The following is a 15,185-nucleotide window of genomic DNA, read 5'->3' on the forward strand; positions in this document are numbered from 1 at the left end:
AGCACACCGCCGGACGTCCCGCTAGGGTTCGAACGATGACGAACCTTCGCGCGCAGATCATCGAGGAACTCGGCGTCCGGCCGACGATCGACCCCCAGGCGGAGATCCGGTCCCGCGTGCAGTTCCTGAAGGACTACGTCGTGTCGAGTTCCGCCAAGGGATTCGTTCTCGGCATCAGCGGCGGCCAGGACAGCACACTCGCCGGCCGCCTCGCCCAGCTCGCCGCGGAGGAACTGCGCGCGGAGGGCCACGAGGCCGAGTTCGTCGCCGTGCGACTGCCCTACGGCGAACAGTCCGACGAGCACGACGCGCAGGTCGCGATGGAATTCATCGGCCCCGACCGCTCGTTGCGGATCAACGTCAAGCCCGGTGCCGATGCCTCCGCCGCCGAGGCCGGGCAGGCCATGCACGAGATCTACGGCAACGGGTCGCAGCTGAGCGACTTCGTGCGGGGCAACATCAAGGCCCGTGAGCGGATGATCCTGCAGTACGCGATCGCCGGTCAGCTCGGGCTTCTGGTCGTCGGGACCGATCATGCAGCCGAGGCGGTGACCGGGTTCTTCACCAAGCACGGCGACGGCGGGGTGGACCTGACCCCGCTCACCGGCCTGACGAAGCGGCAGGGCGCGGCCCTGCTCCGCGAACTCGGGGCTCCCGACAGCACGTGGCAGAAGGTCCCGACCGCGGATCTCGAGGAGGATCGGCCCGCCCTTCCGGACGAGGTGGCCCTGGGTATGACCTATGCGGAGATCGACGACTACCTCGAGGGCAAGGACGTCACCCCGGCGCTCGCCGAGAAGCTCGAACGGACGTACCTGAACACCCGCCACAAGCGGACCGTGCCGGTGTCGCCGCTCGACACCTGGTGGCGCTGACGGGCACCCGGCACCGGGCGGGCGATCCCGTCAGCCGCCGGCGAACGGGGGCAGCACGTCGACCGCCGGGCCGGCGGCGCGTCCGAGGTCACGGGTGAGTTCGGAGTCGACCAGGAACGCCGCCACCGACAGCACGCGCGCCATCTCGGCGCCGTGCCGGTCGACCAGCGCCGCCTTCAGCGCGCCCAGGTCCGCCGTCGGCGGCAACGCCACCGTCTCCTTCTCCACCCCGGCCGCATCCGCCGCCGCGGCGAAATACCGCACCTCGATACCCGTCGTCGTCTCAGCCACCGATTGCTCCCATGCTGCGCTGCGGCGGCGTGAAGTCCGCCGCGTCGATGCCGTGCCCGGCCCACTTGTTCCACATCGCGCCGCGCCACAGCGCGGCGAGTTCGTCGTCGCCCGCCCCGCCGCGCAGCGCCGCCCGCAGATCGGTCTCCCGGTCGCTGAACAGGCACGAGCGCACGGTGCCCTCCGAGGTCAGGCGGGTGCGGTCGCAGTCGGAGCAGAACGACCGGGTCACCGACGCGATGATGCCGACCGTCGCGGGCCCGCCGTCGACCGCCCAGCGTTCGGCCGGCGCGGACGGATCCTCGCGCCCCACCTCGGTGAGGGAGAAACGGGCGGCCAGCACGTCGAGCAGCCGCTGCGCGGGGACCATGTTCGCGCGGGCCCACTCGTGGTCGGCGTCGAGCGGCATCTGCTCGATGAACCGCAGCTGCACGCCCTCGTCGAGGCACCAGGCCAGCAGGTCCGTAGCCCCGTCCAGGGTCTGCGGCATCAGCACGGCATTGACCTTCACCGGCGCGAACCCCGCCGCCTTGGCGGCGCGGATCCCGTCCAGCACCGAATCGAGCCGGTCACGCCGGGTCAGCTGCGCGAACCGCGCGCGGTCGACCGAATCGAGGGAGATGTTGACCCGGGTCAGGCCCGCCTCCGCCAGCGCCTGGGCACGATGGGCGAGACCGACCGCGTTGGTCGTCACCGCCAGCGGGATGCCGGGGACGGCACGGGCACACCCGGCGACGATCCGCTCGAGGTCCCGCCGCATGAGCGGTTCGCCGCCGGTGAAGCGGACCTCCCGGATACCGAGCCGGTGCACCGCGACGGCCACGAGACGGACGATCTCCTCGGCGCTGAGCAGCCGCTCCCGCGGGATCGCCGGCAAACCCTCCTCGGGCATGCAGTACGTGCACCGCAGCGAGCACTTCTCGGTGATCGACACCCGCAGGTCGCGGGCGACGCGCCCGAACCGGTCCAGCAGCACGGGGGTGTCGGGCCGGTCGGAGACGTCGTCGGCCGCGGCAGGGCGCACCGCCGGGATCCCCACGTGCACCGCCGTCATCGGGCCTCCGTCCTCATGACCCTCAGTATGCCGTCGCGCGCCCCGTCGCGTGGGAGGAGCACGGACACGACCCGGACGAGGCCGCACGGCGCCGTGACCGATGTGCCTAGGATTGGTCCATGGCGGGCGGCAGGCGGTCGGTGGAGGAGCATGCGCGACACGTGGCGACGTTGCTCTCCCCGTTGCTGATCCGCGGCACCGAGCCGGTCCCGCTGCTCGAGGCGCTCGGCCGGGTACTGGCCGAGGACCTCGTCGCTCCGATCGACCTGCCCACCTTCCGGAACTCCCAGATGGACGGCTACGCGGTCGACACGGCGTCGGTCACCACCGCACCGGTGACCCTGCCCGTTCGTGCCGTCCTGGCAGCCGGTGACGGCGAGTCGACGCACGTGCCGGGAACTGCGACGAAGATCATGACCGGGGCGCCGCTGCCCGTCGGCGCCGATGCCGTCGTCCCGGTCGAAGACACCGTGACCGACGGCGGAGGTCACGTCACCGTGCGCACAGCGCCCGCCCCGGGCGCGTTCGTGCGCGAACGCGGCAGCGACATCGGTCGCGGCCGCCCCCTGCTGCCGGCGGGGACCGTCGTCGCCGCCCGGCACGTCGCGGCCCTCGCCGCCGTCGGTCTCACCCACGTGCCCGTCCGCACCCGGCCGCGCGTGGCGGTGATCTCGACCGGCAGCGAACTGGTGCCCGGCGGCAGCGTTCTCGCGACGGGCAGGATCCACGACTCGAACGGGCCGGCCCTGGCCGCCGGCGCGGCCGCCAACGGCGCGCTGGTGGTCTCGGTGGATCGCAGCGGCGACGACGCGGAGGTGTTCGCAGCGAAACTCGCGCACGCTGCCTCCGTGGCCGAGGTGGTGTTCACCTCGGGTGGGGTGTCGAAAGGCGACTTCGAAGTCGTCAAGGACGTGCTCGGCCCGCGCGGTGCCGAGTTCGTCTCCGTGGCGATGCAACCGGGCGGACCGCAGGGCACGGCGCTCGTGGATGCGGTACCGGTGCTGACCTTTCCCGGCAATCCGGTCAGCGCACTGGTCTCGTTCGAGGTGTTCGCGAGGCCGGTGCTGCGCTCCGCCGCGGGCCTGCCCGCGATCGACCCCGAGAAGCGCCCTCTGGCAACGAGTCTCGCCTCCGTTCCCGGCAAGCGTCAGTTCCTGCGCGGACGGCGCGACGGCGACGCCGTGGTGGCGATCCCCGGTGCCGGGTCCCACCTGATCGCCGCGATGGCCACCGCGGATGTGCTGCTCGACATCCCCGCCGACACCACGGGCCTCGAACCCGGAGAACTCGTAAGGGTGCTGCCGCTATGACCGAACCGCACGACGTCACCACGCCCGACAGCGGGCCGCTGAGCCACCTCGACGACCGTGGCCGCGCCCGGATGGTCGACGTGTCCGGCAAGTCCGACACCGCCCGCGTCGCGGTCGCCGCCGGCGAGCTCGTCACCACCGCGGAGGTGGTGTCGCTGGTGCGGGCCGACGACATGCCCAAGGCGGACGTGCTCGCCACCGCGCGGATCGCCGGGATCGCTGCGGCGAAGCGCACGTGGGAGCTGATTCCGCTGTGTCACCAGCTCGCGTTGTCGTCGGTGCAGGTCACCTTCGGGTTCACCGGCAACGCGATCACGATCGAAGCCACGGCAAAGACGAAGGGCCCCACGGGCGTCGAGATGGAAGCCCTCACCGCCGTCGCGGTGGCCGGGCTGACGCTGCACGACATGGTCAAGGCCGTCGACCCCGCCGCGGTGCTGAACGGGGTGCGGCTGCTCTCGAAGGACGGCGGCAAACGCGGGCACTGGCGTCGTCGCGAGGAGGAGACCACCACTGCCGGGGAGGCCGGGACCGTCGCGCCGGAGGACGCCGAGTTCGTCGAGCAGACGGGCGCACCGGCGACGGTGCTCGTCGCGTCCACGGGTGTGGCCGCCGGTACGCGGGAGGACAGGACGGGCCCGCTGATCGCGGAATTCCTCGAGACGCGCGGCTTCACGGTGCGCGGTCCGCTGGTGTACGCCGACGCGGACATCGCGTGGGGACTCGAGGATGCGCTCGCCGGCGATCCCGCACTCGTGATCTCCACCGGTGGGACCGGTGCTTCCCCGACGGATGCGACGCCGGAAGCGACGCTGGCACTGCTGGACCGCGAGCTGCCGGGGGTCGCCGAGGCCATCCGCCTGCGCGGCCTGCAGGTCACCCCGCACGCGTCGCTGTCGCGCGGTGTGGCCGGACTCGTGGGCCGCACGGTCGTGGTCAATCTGCCCGGCTCGCCGGGCGGCGTGAAGGACGGGCTGGCGGTGCTCGAGCCGATTCTCGGCCACCTGCTGGCTCAGGTCGCCGGAGGAGGGGCGCATGAGTGAACTGCTGGCGCGGATCTCGAGCGAACCGCTCGATCCGGGAACCGTGGACGCCGCCGTGGCCGGCCCGGAGCACGGCGCGGTCGTGGTGTTCAGCGGCGTGGTGCGCAACCACGACGGGGGGCGCTCGGTCGAGGCGCTGGAGTACCAGGCCCATCCCGAGGCGGAGCACTTCCTGCGCCGCTGCTGCGAACAGGTGGCTGCCGATTCGGGACTGCCGGTCGCCGCGGTCCACAGAGTGGGCGATCTCACCATCGGCGATCTCGCGCTGGTAGCGGCGGCGGCGGCACCGCACCGGGCCGAAGCCTTCGCCGTGTGCGCCGAACTGGTCGAACGCATCAAACGCGAGGTCCCCATCTGGAAGCGGCAGCGATTCGACGACGGTCTGTCCGAGTGGGTGGGTCTCGACGCGTGCGCCGACGAGCATCCCGGCGTGGGGTAGGCTGCGGTAGTTCGGGCATCACGACGATGCCCACCGTCGTGGGATACCGGCGGGCCGGGATCGTGCCCGGCTCCGCATGCAACACCGGCATCGGCTTTCCTTGCGGCGATCCACTGCGCCCTCCGAGATCGTCTCGGAGTGCGTGCACGCTGCATCGAAAGGCAGTTCTGTACCTATGACCGTTTCCTTCTCCGACCTCGGCGTTCCCCGGACCCTGGTGGCGTCCCTGAACGACAACGGCATCACCAGCCCGTTCCCGATTCAGGTCGACACGCTGCCCGACACGCTGGCCGGCCGTGACGTGCTCGGCCGCGGCCGCACGGGCAGTGGCAAGACGCTGGCGTTCTCCATCCCGCTCACCGCGCGCCTGGCCGGCGGCGCCACCCGCGCCGCGGGCCGCCCGCGTGGACTGGTGCTGGCCCCTACCCGCGAGCTGGCCACGCAGATCGCCGCGGTCGTCGAACCCCTTGCGCGGGTCGCCGGGCTGCGGGTGACCACCATCTTCGGCGGGGTCTCGCAGAACCGTCAGGTCGACGCGCTGCGCCGCGGCGTGGACATCGTGATCGCCTGCCCGGGCCGGCTCGAGGACCTGATGCGGCAGAAGTTCGTCACACTCGACGCGGTGGAGATCACCGTGCTCGACGAGGCCGACCACATGGCCGATCTCGGCTTCCTTCCCGGCGTGACGCGGATCATGAACGCGACACCGAAGGGCGGTCAGCGCCTGCTGTTCTCGGCCACGCTGGACAACGGGGTCGACAAGCTCGTCACGCGGTTCCTGCGCAACGAGGTGCTGCACTCGGTCGACGAGGCGCACTCCCCGGTCGCGGCGATGACGCACCACGTGTTCGACGTCGACAACGCCGACACGAAGAAGGACCTCGTGCGGACCCTGGCCTCCGGCACGGGCCGGCGAATCCTGTTCATGCGCACGAAGCATCAGGCCCGCAAGCTTGCCCGTCAGCTCACCGAGTCCGGCATTCCCGCCGTCGATCTGCACGGCAACCTGTCGCAGAACGCACGCGACCGCAACCTCGCGGCGTTCTCCTCCGGGGAGGCGCGGGTGCTCGTGGCCACCGACGTCGCGGCCCGCGGCGTGCACGTCGACGACGTGGAACTGGTGGTGCACGTGGACCCGCCGGCCGAACACAAGGCGTACCTGCACCGCTCGGGTCGTACGGCCCGCGCCGGGAGCACCGGCGACGTCGTGACCGTGGTCCTGCCGGAACAGCGCAAGGATCTCGCCGTCATCATGCGCAAGGCTGCGATCAAGGTCACCCCGGTACGGGTGACGGCGAAGTCGGAGCACGTGCTGGACCTGGTCGGCGAGATCGCCCCGCACGTGGCACCGTCGGCCAAGCAGGCCGCGGCTCCCTCGGGTGGCGCATCGCGACGGCCGGCCCGACGCGGCGGCAGCGGGGCGACCGCTCAGCGCGGTGCCCGGCAGCACGGCGGCGGTGCCGCCCGACAGCACGGCGGCGGTGCCGCCCGACAGCACGGCGGCGGTGCCGCCCGGCAGCAGAGCTCGTCGCGGCAGGAGCAGCCGGCGGCTCGGCAGGAACGCGGCGCACAGCCGGGCAGCCGCCGTCGTCGCCCGAACCGCACGTCGGCGACCGTCGCGCGGGGGTAGACAAACCCCGGTAGAGGGTCCACGCACCTTCGCTCAGCGCGGCGTGAACCGGTGCACGGCCAGCATTGCATCGGCCGGCACCGGTTCGGTGGGTACGCACGCGGCGAGCCGAGCGCGTACCGCATCGGGGTCCAGGTCGGCACCGATCACGACGAGCCGGGTGGTGGCAGGGATGTCGCCCGTACGCCGCACCGGGTCGAAGCGGATGTGGTCGCCCACGGTGTGCAGCAGATAGGTGCGCGTTCGACCACCGGCGACGACGTGGACGTACCCCTTGATTCGGAACACCCCGGCCGGCTGGTCCTCGAGGAAGCCGACGAGGGCGCGGGGGTGCAGCGGTACCGGCGAATCGAAGTCCACGGCGTCGTAACCGTCGTGCAGATGGGTGTGCTCGCCGTCGTGCTCCTCGTACAGCAACCGGTCGAGGCTGAGCTGTTCGCCGGGTTGCGGCTCGGGACGTTCGGGGATGTCGAACAACAGCGCCGGATCGATGCGCCCGTGCACGGTGGACACGATCGCGGCGCGGTCGTTGAGGCGGCACAGCAATTCGAGTAGTTCGTCGTGGGCGTCACCGTCGATGCGGTCGGTCTTGTTGAGCAGCACGAGATCTGCCAGTGCGACGTGCTGGTCGAGTTCGGGGTGCCGCTCACGGGTGCCGCCGAATTCGGCCGCGTCCACGACGAGGACGAGTCCGCCGTAGCCTACGTACTCGTTGCCCGAGCCAACGACGAGCCGGATCATGTTGCGCGGCTCGGCGAGTCCGCTGGCCTCGACGACGATGACGTCGATGTCCGAGGTGCGGTGTGCGAGCCGGTCGAGCATCGCGTCCATGTCGGCGACGTCGACGGCGCAGCACAGACAGCCGTTGCTCAGCGAGACCATCGAGTCGACCTGTCCCGCGACCATCATCGAGTCGATGTTGACCGCGCCGAAGTCGTTGACGATCACTCCGATTCGCGCACCACGGTTGTTGCACAGCAGGTGGTTGAGCAGGGTCGTCTTCCCGGAGCCCAGGAAGCCTGCGACGATCACCACGGGGATCCGCTCGTTCGCCATGAGGCGAGCGTAGCGGTGCGTCCCGTCCGGCGGTCCGGCGACGGGACGCACCGCGGCCGGGTCAGCTGCCCCGGCGGATCCACTCCTCGAGGTGCGGGGACTCGGTGCCGATCGTCGTGCCGTCGCCGTGACCGGTGTGCACCTTCGTCTCGGCGGGCAGCGCGAATAGCTTGTCCCGGATCGAGCCGATGATGGTCGGGAAGTCCGAGTAGGAGCGCCCCGTCGCCCCCGGCCCGCCGGAGAACAGGGTGTCGCCGGTGAACAGCTCACCCGCCTCCGGCAGATACAGGCACGTCGAGCCGGGCGAATGCCCGGGAGTGTGGATGGCCTGGATGTCGGTGCCCGCCACCGTGATCCGATCACCATCCTCGAGCGGCCGGTGCCGCACCCCGGGGTGGGTCATCTCCCAGAGCACGTCGTCGGCCGGGTTGAGCAGGATCGGCGCGTCGAGCGTCGCGGCCAGTTCCGGGGCGACGGTGACGTGGTCGTTGTGCCCGTGCGTGCACACGATCGCCACCACCTTCCGGCCCCCGACGGCGTCGACGATCGGCGGTGCGGTGTGCGCGGCGTCGATCACGACCACCTCGTCGTCGTCACCGACGAGCCAGATGTTGTTGTCGACCTCCCACTCGCCGCCGTCGAGGGCGAAGGTGCCGTGGGTGACGACCCGGTCGATACGCAGACGGTGCCGATCCCCCGTCGCTCCGCTCGCCCCGGTCACATCCCCCGTCGCTCCGCTCGCCCCGGTCACATCCCCCGTCGCTCCGCTCGCCCCGGTCACATCCCCCGTCGCTCCGCTCGCCCCGGTCACATCCCCCGTCGCTCCGCTCGCCCCGGTCACAGGACCACCACCGAGCGCAGCACCTCGCCGCGGTGCATGGTCTCGAACGCCTTCTCCACCTGATCGAGGGCGATGCGCTCGGTCACGAACTTCTCGAGCGGCAGCCGGCCCTGCTGGTAGAGATCGACCAGCATCGGGAAGTCCCGCTCGGGCAGGCAGTCGCCGTACCAGGACGACTTGAGCGACCCGCCGCGGGAGAAGAAGTCGATCAGCGGCATCTCGAGGGTCATGTCCGGGGTGGGCACGCCGACGAGGACGACGGTGCCGGCCAGATCACGCGCGTAGAAGGCCTGCTTCCACGTCTCCGGGCGGCCGACGGCGTCGATGACGACGTCGGCGCCGAAGCCGCCGGTCAGCTCCGCGATCGCCTCGACCGGGTCGGTCTCGGCGCCGTTGACGGTGTGGGTCGCACCCAGGTCGGTGGCCCACTCGAGCTTCTTCGCGTCCCGGTCCACCGCGATGATCTTGTCGGCGCCGGCGAGGCGGGCACCCATGATCGCGGCATCGCCGACACCGCCGCAGCCGATGACCGCCACCGAGTCGCCGCGGGTGACCCCGCCGGTGTTGACCGCGGCACCGAGGCCGGCCATCACCCCGCACCCGAGCAGGCCGACGACGGCCGGGTCGGCGCTGGGGTCGACCTTGGTGCACTGCCCGGCGTGTACGAGGGTCTTGTCGGCGAACGCGCCGATGCCCAGGGCCGGGGTCAGCTCGGTGCCGTCCTCGAGGGTCATCTTCTGCGTCGCGTTGTGGGTGTCGAAGCAGTACTGCGGACGGCCCCGCTTGCAGGCGCGGCACTGCCCGCACACGGCCCGCCAGTTGAGGACGACGAAGTCGCCGACCGCGACCGAGTCGACGCCCTCACCGACGGACTCGACGACCCCGGCGGCCTCGTGGCCGAGCAGGAACGGGAACTCGTCGTTGATGCCGCCCTCCCGGTAGTGCAGGTCGGTGTGGCACACTCCGCACGCGGCGATCGCGACGACGACCTCGCCCGGCCCCGGGTCGGGGATGACGATCGGCACGACCTCGACGGGAGCGCCCTTCGCGCGGGCGACGACGCCCCGGACCTGCTGTGGCATGACGGTGTCTCCTTCTTCTCGTGCGGTGCTCGCGCAACGTCGGCGACGTATCGCGATATGCGCACACGCTATCGGCGGCGAGACGCCTCGGTACCTGATCGAAGGACGGGCTTCACCTGCCCGAAAGACCAGCCCCGCCACTTTTGCCTGAAGAATGCAGAAGTGTCGTTGATCGAGTACGAAAGTCGGGTTAGGCTTAGGTATGACCGCCCTCACAGGGCGCAGCGTCCAGGCGAGGCGACCCCTCGCAGGCCCGAGGAGTGCAATGTCGATCGCCAACACGGTGACCCTCCCCCACCCCCGCAGCGAGAGCTGGGATTGGCAGCTGCACGCTGCGTGCCGCGGCCACGAGTCGTCGGCCTTCTTCCATCCCGACGGCGAACGTGGGCACGCGCGCGAGCTGCGCGAGTACCGCGCCAAGCTCGTCTGCGCCCGATGCCCGGTTCTCGAGCGCTGCCGCACCCACGCCCTGGAAGTCGGGGAGCCGTACGGTGTCTGGGGTGGAATGTCGGAGTCCGAGCGTCGCTCGCGCCGGGCCGCCGTGAATCGGTCCACCCGGTGGGGCATGCTGGGGCGCTGACGAGCGCCCCGGCGTCGACCGACGGAGGCACAGATGGACTCACCCGGCCGCTCCGGCGCACCGGTTCTCGTGATCATGGGAGTGTCCGGCTCCGGTAAGTCGACCGTCGCGGCACTCGTCGCCGACACCCTCGGATGGGACCTGCTCGAGGGCGACGACCTGCATCCGCGTGCCAACGTCGAGAAGATGGCCGCCGGCCGGCCACTCGGCGACGCGGACCGAGCGCCGTGGCTCGCGGCGATCGGCGAGTGGATCCGGCACCACACCGCGCGAAACCGACCGGGGGCGGTGACGTGTTCCGCACTGCGCCGCAGCTACCGCGACGACCTGGCCGGTGAGAACGTGGTCTTCGTGTACCTGGCGGGCACGCGCGAACAGATCCGGGAACGACTGCGCGCACGGCGCGGGCACTACATGCCGGCCGGCCTGCTGGACTCGCAGTTCGCCGCGTTCGAGCCGCTCGAACCCGACGAGGCGGCGATCGTCGTCGGCATCGACGCCGAGCCCGCCGAGATCGCCGCCGAAATCGTCAGGCGCGCGGCCGAGTGGACGCCCGGGACGGACGTCAGCCCGCGGCCTTGATCCCCGCCTCCGCGCCGAGCGCGGCCGCCTCTCCGCGGGTGCTCACGCCGAGCTTGCGGAGCACCGACGCCACGTGGAACTTGACCGTCGATTCGCTGACGCCGAGCCGCTCGGCGATCACCCGGTTCCGCCGGCCGGCGACGAGGTGCTCGAGCACCTCCACCTCACGGGGCGCGAGCACCGCCAGCGCCTCGAGTGCGGAGCTACCGGCCACCGGAGCGGGCATGTCGAGCGGTAGCCGCGCCGCGACGCGGCAACCCCATCCCGGTGTGGACTCGGCCTCCACGGTGCCGCCGAGGGTCTCGGCCCGGTCCCGCAACTGCCGCGCGAGGTCGGCGGCGTCGGCCTCGCCGTCCCCGTCGTCCCGGATGTCGATCAGCAGGTCGCCGCCGTGACAGTGCCAGGCGACCCGGACGCGGCCGAGGTCCGCCTGCGCGGACATCGCGAGCACCGCGCCGCGAGCGAGAGCCCGGGCGGCATGCGCGACCTCTCCGGGCAGCGCCCGCCCGTCCACGGGTGGGGCGACCATCTCGAGAACCACCTCGCGGTGCCGGAGCAGACCACGCAGCTCGCCGTGCAGCCGAGCGAAGGCCGTGGTCACTGCCTCCTCGGCGAGCTCGCGGTGACGGTCGACGGCCGAGCGGAGCCCGATGAGGGCATTGGTGGCGGTCTCACGCGCGGTGATGCGCGCCCGGGTGTCGTCGAGGTCCTTCGACCGCAACGTCGCGAGGATCGACTCGAGTGTCATCGCATGGGCCTCGGTGAGCTCGGCGACGGTCCGTGCGCGTTCGGACGAGGCGGCACGCGATTCGGCGAGATACGCCGGGCTGGCGTTGCGGACCTGGAGCTGGATGCCGGTGGCCACGACGGCGAACAGTGCCCGGACCAGCTCGAGGGGAATCGCGGCGGTGCGGGCACCGTCCGGGACGAGCACGAGCAGCGTATCGGTGGCGTCGAGGATCACCCACACGTCGCGGTCCCGGCCCGCGATCCGGGCCGGGCCGCGACGGATCTGCCCGGTGGCGAGTTCGCTCCGGATGCGGTCGAGTTCGGCGATGGTCACCCGGTCGACGACACCGGGGTCGCCGGCCACCTTGCGCGGCCGCCCGGTGCATTCCCGCGTGAAGATCACCAGGGCGGTGTGCGGGACCAGGTCGGTGAGCAGCGCCGAGAAGCGCTGGCCGATCTCGGTGAGCGGCCCGACCAGCACGTCCCGTAGGTGCGTGATCAGCGTGTCGGGGGCCGGGATCGCGGTGCTCACTCCGGCCACGATAGCGCGGACGCCCGGGGAACCGGCTCCCCGCTCGGTGGGCGCTCCCCCGGGCGCGCAGGTCGGCGGGCCGGGTGCACGTCCCGGGGCGGCGGTGCTGCTCACCGCGCCGGATCGACGCGACCGGGATCCGATGCTGCAACCGAACAACGCGCTCGAGTGCTGGACTAGCATTCCGCTCAGAGTCGTACCGGCCCGGCCGGAGCAGTTCCCGAGGAAGGGGTGAACACACCGTGACCCCTACCGGCGCCGCCCGCCCGGCCACCGGTTCCGTCACGGTACGGGCGCTCACCCTTCTCGAGGCGTTCACGCGTGAGCAGCCCAGCCTGACCCTGAGCGAGATCTCCCGGCGCACGGGTCTGCCGCTCACCACAGTGCACCGGCTGGCCGGGGATCTCACCGAATGGGGCGCGCTGGAGCGCGACTCGTCCGGCGGCTTCAGCGTCGGGCTCCGGTTGTGGCAGGTCGGGGCCCTCGCGCCCCGCGGTGCGCTGCTGCGCGAGCTGGCACTGCCCGTGTTGGAAGACCTGTCGCAGATCACCCAGGAGAACGTGCAGCTCGGCGTGCGCGAGGGCACAGAAGTGGTGTTCGTCGAACGGCTGGGGGGTCAGCGGGCGGTGAAGACCCTCGCCCGGGTCGGCAGTCCCTTTCCCCTCCACGCGTCCGGCCTGGGACTCGTGCTGCTCGCGTTCGCCCCGCGCTCCGTTCAGGAGGAGGTGCTGTCGCGGCCGTTGGAACGGTTCACCGAACGCACCCTCACCTCACCGGCCGAGCTGCGCCGGGTCCTGGCCGAGGTGCGCCGTTCCGAGATCGCGGTGAGCGACCGCCAGGTGACGATGGAGGCAGTCTCGGTGGCCGCACCGATCTTCGAGCGGCCCGGGATCGCCGTCGCGGCACTGTCGATCGTCGCGGCCGCCGACACCGCGCAGGTCACCGCATTGACCCAGCTCGTGCGCACCGCGGCGCGTGCGATCGGCCGCGCCCTGCGACCCGGCGGATTGACGAGCAGCGATGGCTGAACCCGCCCGCACCGTGCCGCGGTTGCTGTTCGACCGGGTCGCCCGCACGCCCCATGCGGAGGCGTTCCGGCATCCCGCGGGTGACGACTGGTCGAGCGTGTCGTGGGGCGAGGTCGGCAGCCGGGTCACTGCGCTGGCCGCCGGGCTGATCGGACGGGGCATCGCCCCGGGCGCGCACGTCGCCGTCTGCGCCGTCACCAGCTACGAGTGGATCCTCGCCGACCTGGCGATCGTGTGTGCGGGGGCGGTCACCGTGCCGATCTACCCCGCTACCCCGCCGGCGGACGTGGCGGCACTGCTCCGGCACTCGGGCAGCGTGCTGACGTTCACGGACCGGCCGCTGCCCACCACGCCACTGCTGTACCTGAATCGGCTCGGGGAGCTCGAGGACGAGGGCCGGCGCCTCCTGGCCGCCGATCCTGAAGCGGTGGCGGCCCGCATCGCGGGCGTAACCCCCGACCACCTGGCCACCTTGATCTACACCTCCAGTTCCGACGGCACCGCCAAGGGTGCCTGTCTGTCGCACGCTGCCGTCGCCTACGAAGCCCGGGCGATGGCCCGCCTGGGGATGCTCACCTCCTCGGACCTGCAACTGCTCTGGTTGCCGCTCTCCCACGTCTTCGGGCGCGCCTTGCTGTTCGTGGGCGTGCACCTGGGGTTGCCGACGTTCGTCGACGGCCGCGCCGACCGGGTGGTGCGGCACCTCGGCGACGTCCGGCCCACCTTCCTCGGATCCGTTCCCCATGTACTGGGCAAGATCCGCACCGGCGTCGAGTCCGGCGCCGCGGATCTGGGTCGATTGCGATTCGTGCTGTCCGGGTCGGCCCGGCTCGCCCGCCCGCTGGCCGAGTGGTTCGACGGGGCCGGTGTGCCGGCCCTCGAGGGCTACGGCATCACCGAGACGGCGGGACCGTCCTGCGTCAACCGCCCGGACAGCCGGCGTCTCGGCTCCGTAGGCCGGCCCCTGCCCGGCACGCAGGTTCGTATCGCCCCCGACGGGGAACTGCTCGTCCGCAGCCCTGCGGTCATGGCCGGGTACCACGACGATGTCGAACGCACCGCGGCCGCCATCGACCGCGACGGCTGGTTCCATACCGGCGACCGCGGCGCCGTCGACGACGACGGATTCGTCACCTTGCGTGGCCGTAAGAAGGAGGTGTTCAAGACCTCCACCGGCAAGTACGTCGCGCCTGCTGCCGTCGCACGCCGGTTCCGGGCACTGCTGCCCGACGCGGACCTCGTCGTGGCAGGTGAACTCCGGCCCTACTGCGTGGGACTGGTCGTCCCCATGTCGGACCGGCCGATCCCACCGGCGGAGGCCGCGGCCGCCGTCGACCGGCTCAACGCGGACCTCGGCCGCTGGGAACGCATTCGCCGGTTCATCGTGCTGCCCGCACCGCTTCCGCCGACGGACGTCGACGCGCACGGGCACCCGCTGCCGGAGCGGGTGCTCGTGCGCTGCGCCGACGTCGTGCAGCGTTTGTACGAGGATTGATCAGGGACGGTAGCCCGGCTCGGTACGACCGGCGTCCCAGGTGCGATCGGCGTCCCAGGTCGACACCGCCCAGATCACCACCACGTCGATCGCGATGATCGCGAGCGACCAGCCCGGGTAGTAGGGCAGCCACAGGAAGTTCACGATGATCGACAGCGCCGCGATGACGATCGCGGCGACGCGCGCCCACGTCGCCCCCGTGACGAGCGCGAGACCGACCACGGCCACCAGGATGCCCAGGATCAGATGCACCCAGCCCCACGCCGTGACGTCCCAGGAGAAGGTGTATTCCTGCCCCACGACGATGATGTCGTCCTTGGCGATCGCGGCGATGCCCTGCAGGAACTGCAGGACGCCGACCGTGGCCAGCAGGATGCCGGCCGCGATCGACGTGCCGGCGGCGAAACCCTGCTTCAATCCCGAGCCGGTCGCCGGCCCCGATCCGTGGCGGACAGCGGCGGCGGGGCCGCCACCCTCGTGGGCACCACCCGCATGGCGCGCAGACGCACCCGCTGCCGCAGTGGCACCCGAACCGGCAGTAGCACCCGCACCCGGTGCGGCACCGGCACCGGAACCGGCAGAAGAACCCGGGGTAATGTTCGAACCTTCGGACACGAC

16 protein-coding genes are annotated in these 15,185 nt (G+C 71.7%); 9 read left to right on the forward strand and 7 right to left on the reverse strand.

The genetic code is table 11. From position 1 onward, the window contains the following. The first annotated feature begins 35 nt into the window (after window positions 1–35). On the forward strand, window positions 36–875 hold the full coding sequence (nadE, locus tag F1734_RS17240) for an ammonia-dependent NAD(+) synthetase (RefSeq protein ID WP_010594646.1): 840 nt from the start codon (window positions 36–38) through the stop codon (window positions 873–875). 30 nt (window positions 876–905) lie between these two features. Here nadE and F1734_RS17245 read toward each other — a convergent pair whose 3' ends face one another. Together F1734_RS17245 and moaA are read right to left on the reverse strand one after the other, a co-directional pair. Further along, entirely contained in the window at window positions 906–1,166 is a 261-nt protein-coding gene (locus F1734_RS17245; RefSeq protein ID WP_010594647.1) for a MoaD/ThiS family protein, read from the reverse strand. Beyond that, window positions 1,159–2,220: a GTP 3',8-cyclase MoaA gene (gene moaA, locus F1734_RS17250; protein WP_010594648.1), complete on the reverse strand. Its 1,062-nt coding sequence runs from the start codon at window positions 2,218–2,220 to the stop codon at window positions 1,159–1,161. The genes F1734_RS17245 and moaA overlap by 8 nt, the downstream gene beginning before the upstream one ends. Window positions 2,221–2,339: 119 nt before the next feature. Here moaA and F1734_RS17255 point away from each other — a divergent pair, with 119 nt between their 5' ends. The 4 genes from F1734_RS17255 (at window position 2,340) to F1734_RS17270 (ending at window position 6,642) form a co-directional block, all read left to right on the forward strand. After that, window positions 2,340–3,530, forward strand: a complete 1,191-nt coding sequence (locus F1734_RS17255) for a molybdopterin molybdotransferase MoeA (RefSeq protein WP_043805479.1) — start codon at window positions 2,340–2,342, stop codon at window positions 3,528–3,530. Continuing rightward, window positions 3,527–4,573 (forward strand): bifunctional molybdenum cofactor biosynthesis protein MoaC/MoaB, encoded by a 1,047-nt coding sequence (moaCB, locus tag F1734_RS17260; protein WP_010594650.1) that lies wholly within the window; start codon window positions 3,527–3,529, stop codon window positions 4,571–4,573. The genes F1734_RS17255 and moaCB overlap by 4 nt, the downstream gene beginning before the upstream one ends. After that, window positions 4,566–5,012 carry a molybdenum cofactor biosynthesis protein MoaE gene (locus F1734_RS17265; RefSeq protein ID WP_010594651.1) on the forward strand — a complete coding sequence of 149 codons (447 nt, stop codon included), beginning with the start codon at window positions 4,566–4,568 and terminating at the stop codon, window positions 5,010–5,012. The genes moaCB and F1734_RS17265 overlap by 8 nt, the downstream gene beginning before the upstream one ends. Window positions 5,013–5,187: 175 nt before the next feature. After that, window positions 5,188–6,642, forward strand: a complete 1,455-nt coding sequence (locus F1734_RS17270) for a DEAD/DEAH box helicase (protein WP_119699871.1) — start codon at window positions 5,188–5,190, stop codon at window positions 6,640–6,642. Between the two features lie 33 nt (window positions 6,643–6,675). On the opposite strand, the gene F1734_RS17275 is transcribed toward F1734_RS17270, so the two are convergent. From F1734_RS17275 to F1734_RS17285, 3 genes are all read right to left on the reverse strand, one after another. Beyond that, the gene (locus tag F1734_RS17275) at window positions 6,676–7,698 is read right to left on the reverse strand and encodes a CobW family GTP-binding protein (protein WP_203010811.1); all 1,023 of its coding nucleotides are present in this window, start codon (window positions 7,696–7,698) and stop codon (window positions 6,676–6,678) included. Window positions 7,699–7,759: 61 nt separating this feature from the next. Next, the gene (locus F1734_RS17280; protein WP_203010812.1) at window positions 7,760–8,419 is read right to left on the reverse strand and encodes an MBL fold metallo-hydrolase; all 660 of its coding nucleotides are present in this window, start codon (window positions 8,417–8,419) and stop codon (window positions 7,760–7,762) included. A 116-nt stretch (window positions 8,420–8,535) separates the two neighbouring features. Next, the gene (locus F1734_RS17285; RefSeq protein WP_010594655.1) at window positions 8,536–9,621 is read right to left on the reverse strand and encodes an S-(hydroxymethyl)mycothiol dehydrogenase; all 1,086 of its coding nucleotides are present in this window, start codon (window positions 9,619–9,621) and stop codon (window positions 8,536–8,538) included. 265 nt (window positions 9,622–9,886) lie between these two features. On the opposite strand from F1734_RS17285, the gene F1734_RS17290 reads away from it, so the two are divergent. Together F1734_RS17290 and F1734_RS17295 are read left to right on the forward strand one after the other, a co-directional pair. After that, entirely contained in the window at window positions 9,887–10,201 is a 315-nt protein-coding gene (locus F1734_RS17290; protein ID WP_003938109.1) for a WhiB family transcriptional regulator, read from the forward strand. Window positions 10,202–10,234: 33 nt separating this feature from the next. Then, window positions 10,235–10,783, forward strand: coding sequence for a gluconokinase (locus F1734_RS17295; RefSeq protein WP_064066103.1), 549 nt, complete (start codon window positions 10,235–10,237; stop codon window positions 10,781–10,783). On the opposite strand, the gene F1734_RS17300 is transcribed toward F1734_RS17295, so the two are convergent. Then, window positions 10,767–12,044, reverse strand: a complete 1,278-nt coding sequence (locus F1734_RS17300) for a LuxR C-terminal-related transcriptional regulator (protein WP_010594657.1) — start codon at window positions 12,042–12,044, stop codon at window positions 10,767–10,769. The two genes, F1734_RS17295 and F1734_RS17300, sit on opposite strands and share 17 nt — an antisense overlap. Window positions 12,045–12,286: 242 nt before the next feature. Here F1734_RS17300 and F1734_RS17305 point away from each other — a divergent pair, with 242 nt between their 5' ends. Both F1734_RS17305 and F1734_RS17310 read left to right on the forward strand, forming a co-directional pair. Further along, window positions 12,287–13,072, forward strand: a complete 786-nt coding sequence (locus F1734_RS17305) for an IclR family transcriptional regulator (RefSeq protein WP_203010813.1) — start codon at window positions 12,287–12,289, stop codon at window positions 13,070–13,072. Next, window positions 13,065–14,567, forward strand: coding sequence for an AMP-dependent synthetase/ligase (locus F1734_RS17310; RefSeq protein ID WP_017680853.1), 1,503 nt, complete (start codon window positions 13,065–13,067; stop codon window positions 14,565–14,567). The genes F1734_RS17305 and F1734_RS17310 overlap by 8 nt, the downstream gene beginning before the upstream one ends. On the opposite strand, the gene F1734_RS17315 is transcribed toward F1734_RS17310, so the two are convergent. Beyond that, the gene (locus tag F1734_RS17315) at window positions 14,568–14,984 is read right to left on the reverse strand and encodes a DUF7144 family membrane protein (protein WP_010594660.1); all 417 of its coding nucleotides are present in this window, start codon (window positions 14,982–14,984) and stop codon (window positions 14,568–14,570) included. It lies immediately after the preceding gene. Between the last annotated feature and the right edge of the window lie 201 nt (window positions 14,985–15,185).

The organism is Rhodococcus ruber (genome assembly GCF_016804345.1).
Classification (GTDB): Bacteria; Actinomycetota; Actinomycetes; order Mycobacteriales; family Mycobacteriaceae; genus Rhodococcus; species Rhodococcus ruber.

Excerpts from the sequence above, each read along its gene's own strand:
- nadE (WP_010594646.1), top strand. The coding sequence starts at position 36 with ATGACGAACCTTCGCGCGCAGATCATCGAGGAACTCGGCGTCCGGCCG.
- moaA (WP_010594648.1), bottom strand. The coding sequence starts at position 2,220 with ATGACGGCGGTGCACGTGGGGATCCCGGCGGTGCGCCCTGCCGCGGCC.
- F1734_RS17255 (WP_043805479.1), top strand. The coding sequence starts at position 2,340 with ATGGCGGGCGGCAGGCGGTCGGTGGAGGAGCATGCGCGACACGTGGCG.
- moaCB (WP_010594650.1), top strand. The coding sequence starts at position 3,527 with ATGACCGAACCGCACGACGTCACCACGCCCGACAGCGGGCCGCTGAGC.
- F1734_RS17265 (WP_010594651.1), top strand. The coding sequence starts at position 4,566 with ATGAGTGAACTGCTGGCGCGGATCTCGAGCGAACCGCTCGATCCGGGA.
- F1734_RS17270 (WP_119699871.1), top strand. The coding sequence starts at position 5,188 with ATGACCGTTTCCTTCTCCGACCTCGGCGTTCCCCGGACCCTGGTGGCG.
- F1734_RS17275 (WP_203010811.1), bottom strand. The coding sequence starts at position 7,698 with ATGGCGAACGAGCGGATCCCCGTGGTGATCGTCGCAGGCTTCCTGGGC.
- F1734_RS17285 (WP_010594655.1), bottom strand. The coding sequence starts at position 9,621 with ATGCCACAGCAGGTCCGGGGCGTCGTCGCCCGCGCGAAGGGCGCTCCC.
- F1734_RS17290 (WP_003938109.1), top strand. The coding sequence starts at position 9,887 with ATGTCGATCGCCAACACGGTGACCCTCCCCCACCCCCGCAGCGAGAGC.
- F1734_RS17295 (WP_064066103.1), top strand. The coding sequence starts at position 10,235 with ATGGACTCACCCGGCCGCTCCGGCGCACCGGTTCTCGTGATCATGGGA.
- F1734_RS17310 (WP_017680853.1), top strand. The coding sequence starts at position 13,065 with ATGGCTGAACCCGCCCGCACCGTGCCGCGGTTGCTGTTCGACCGGGTC.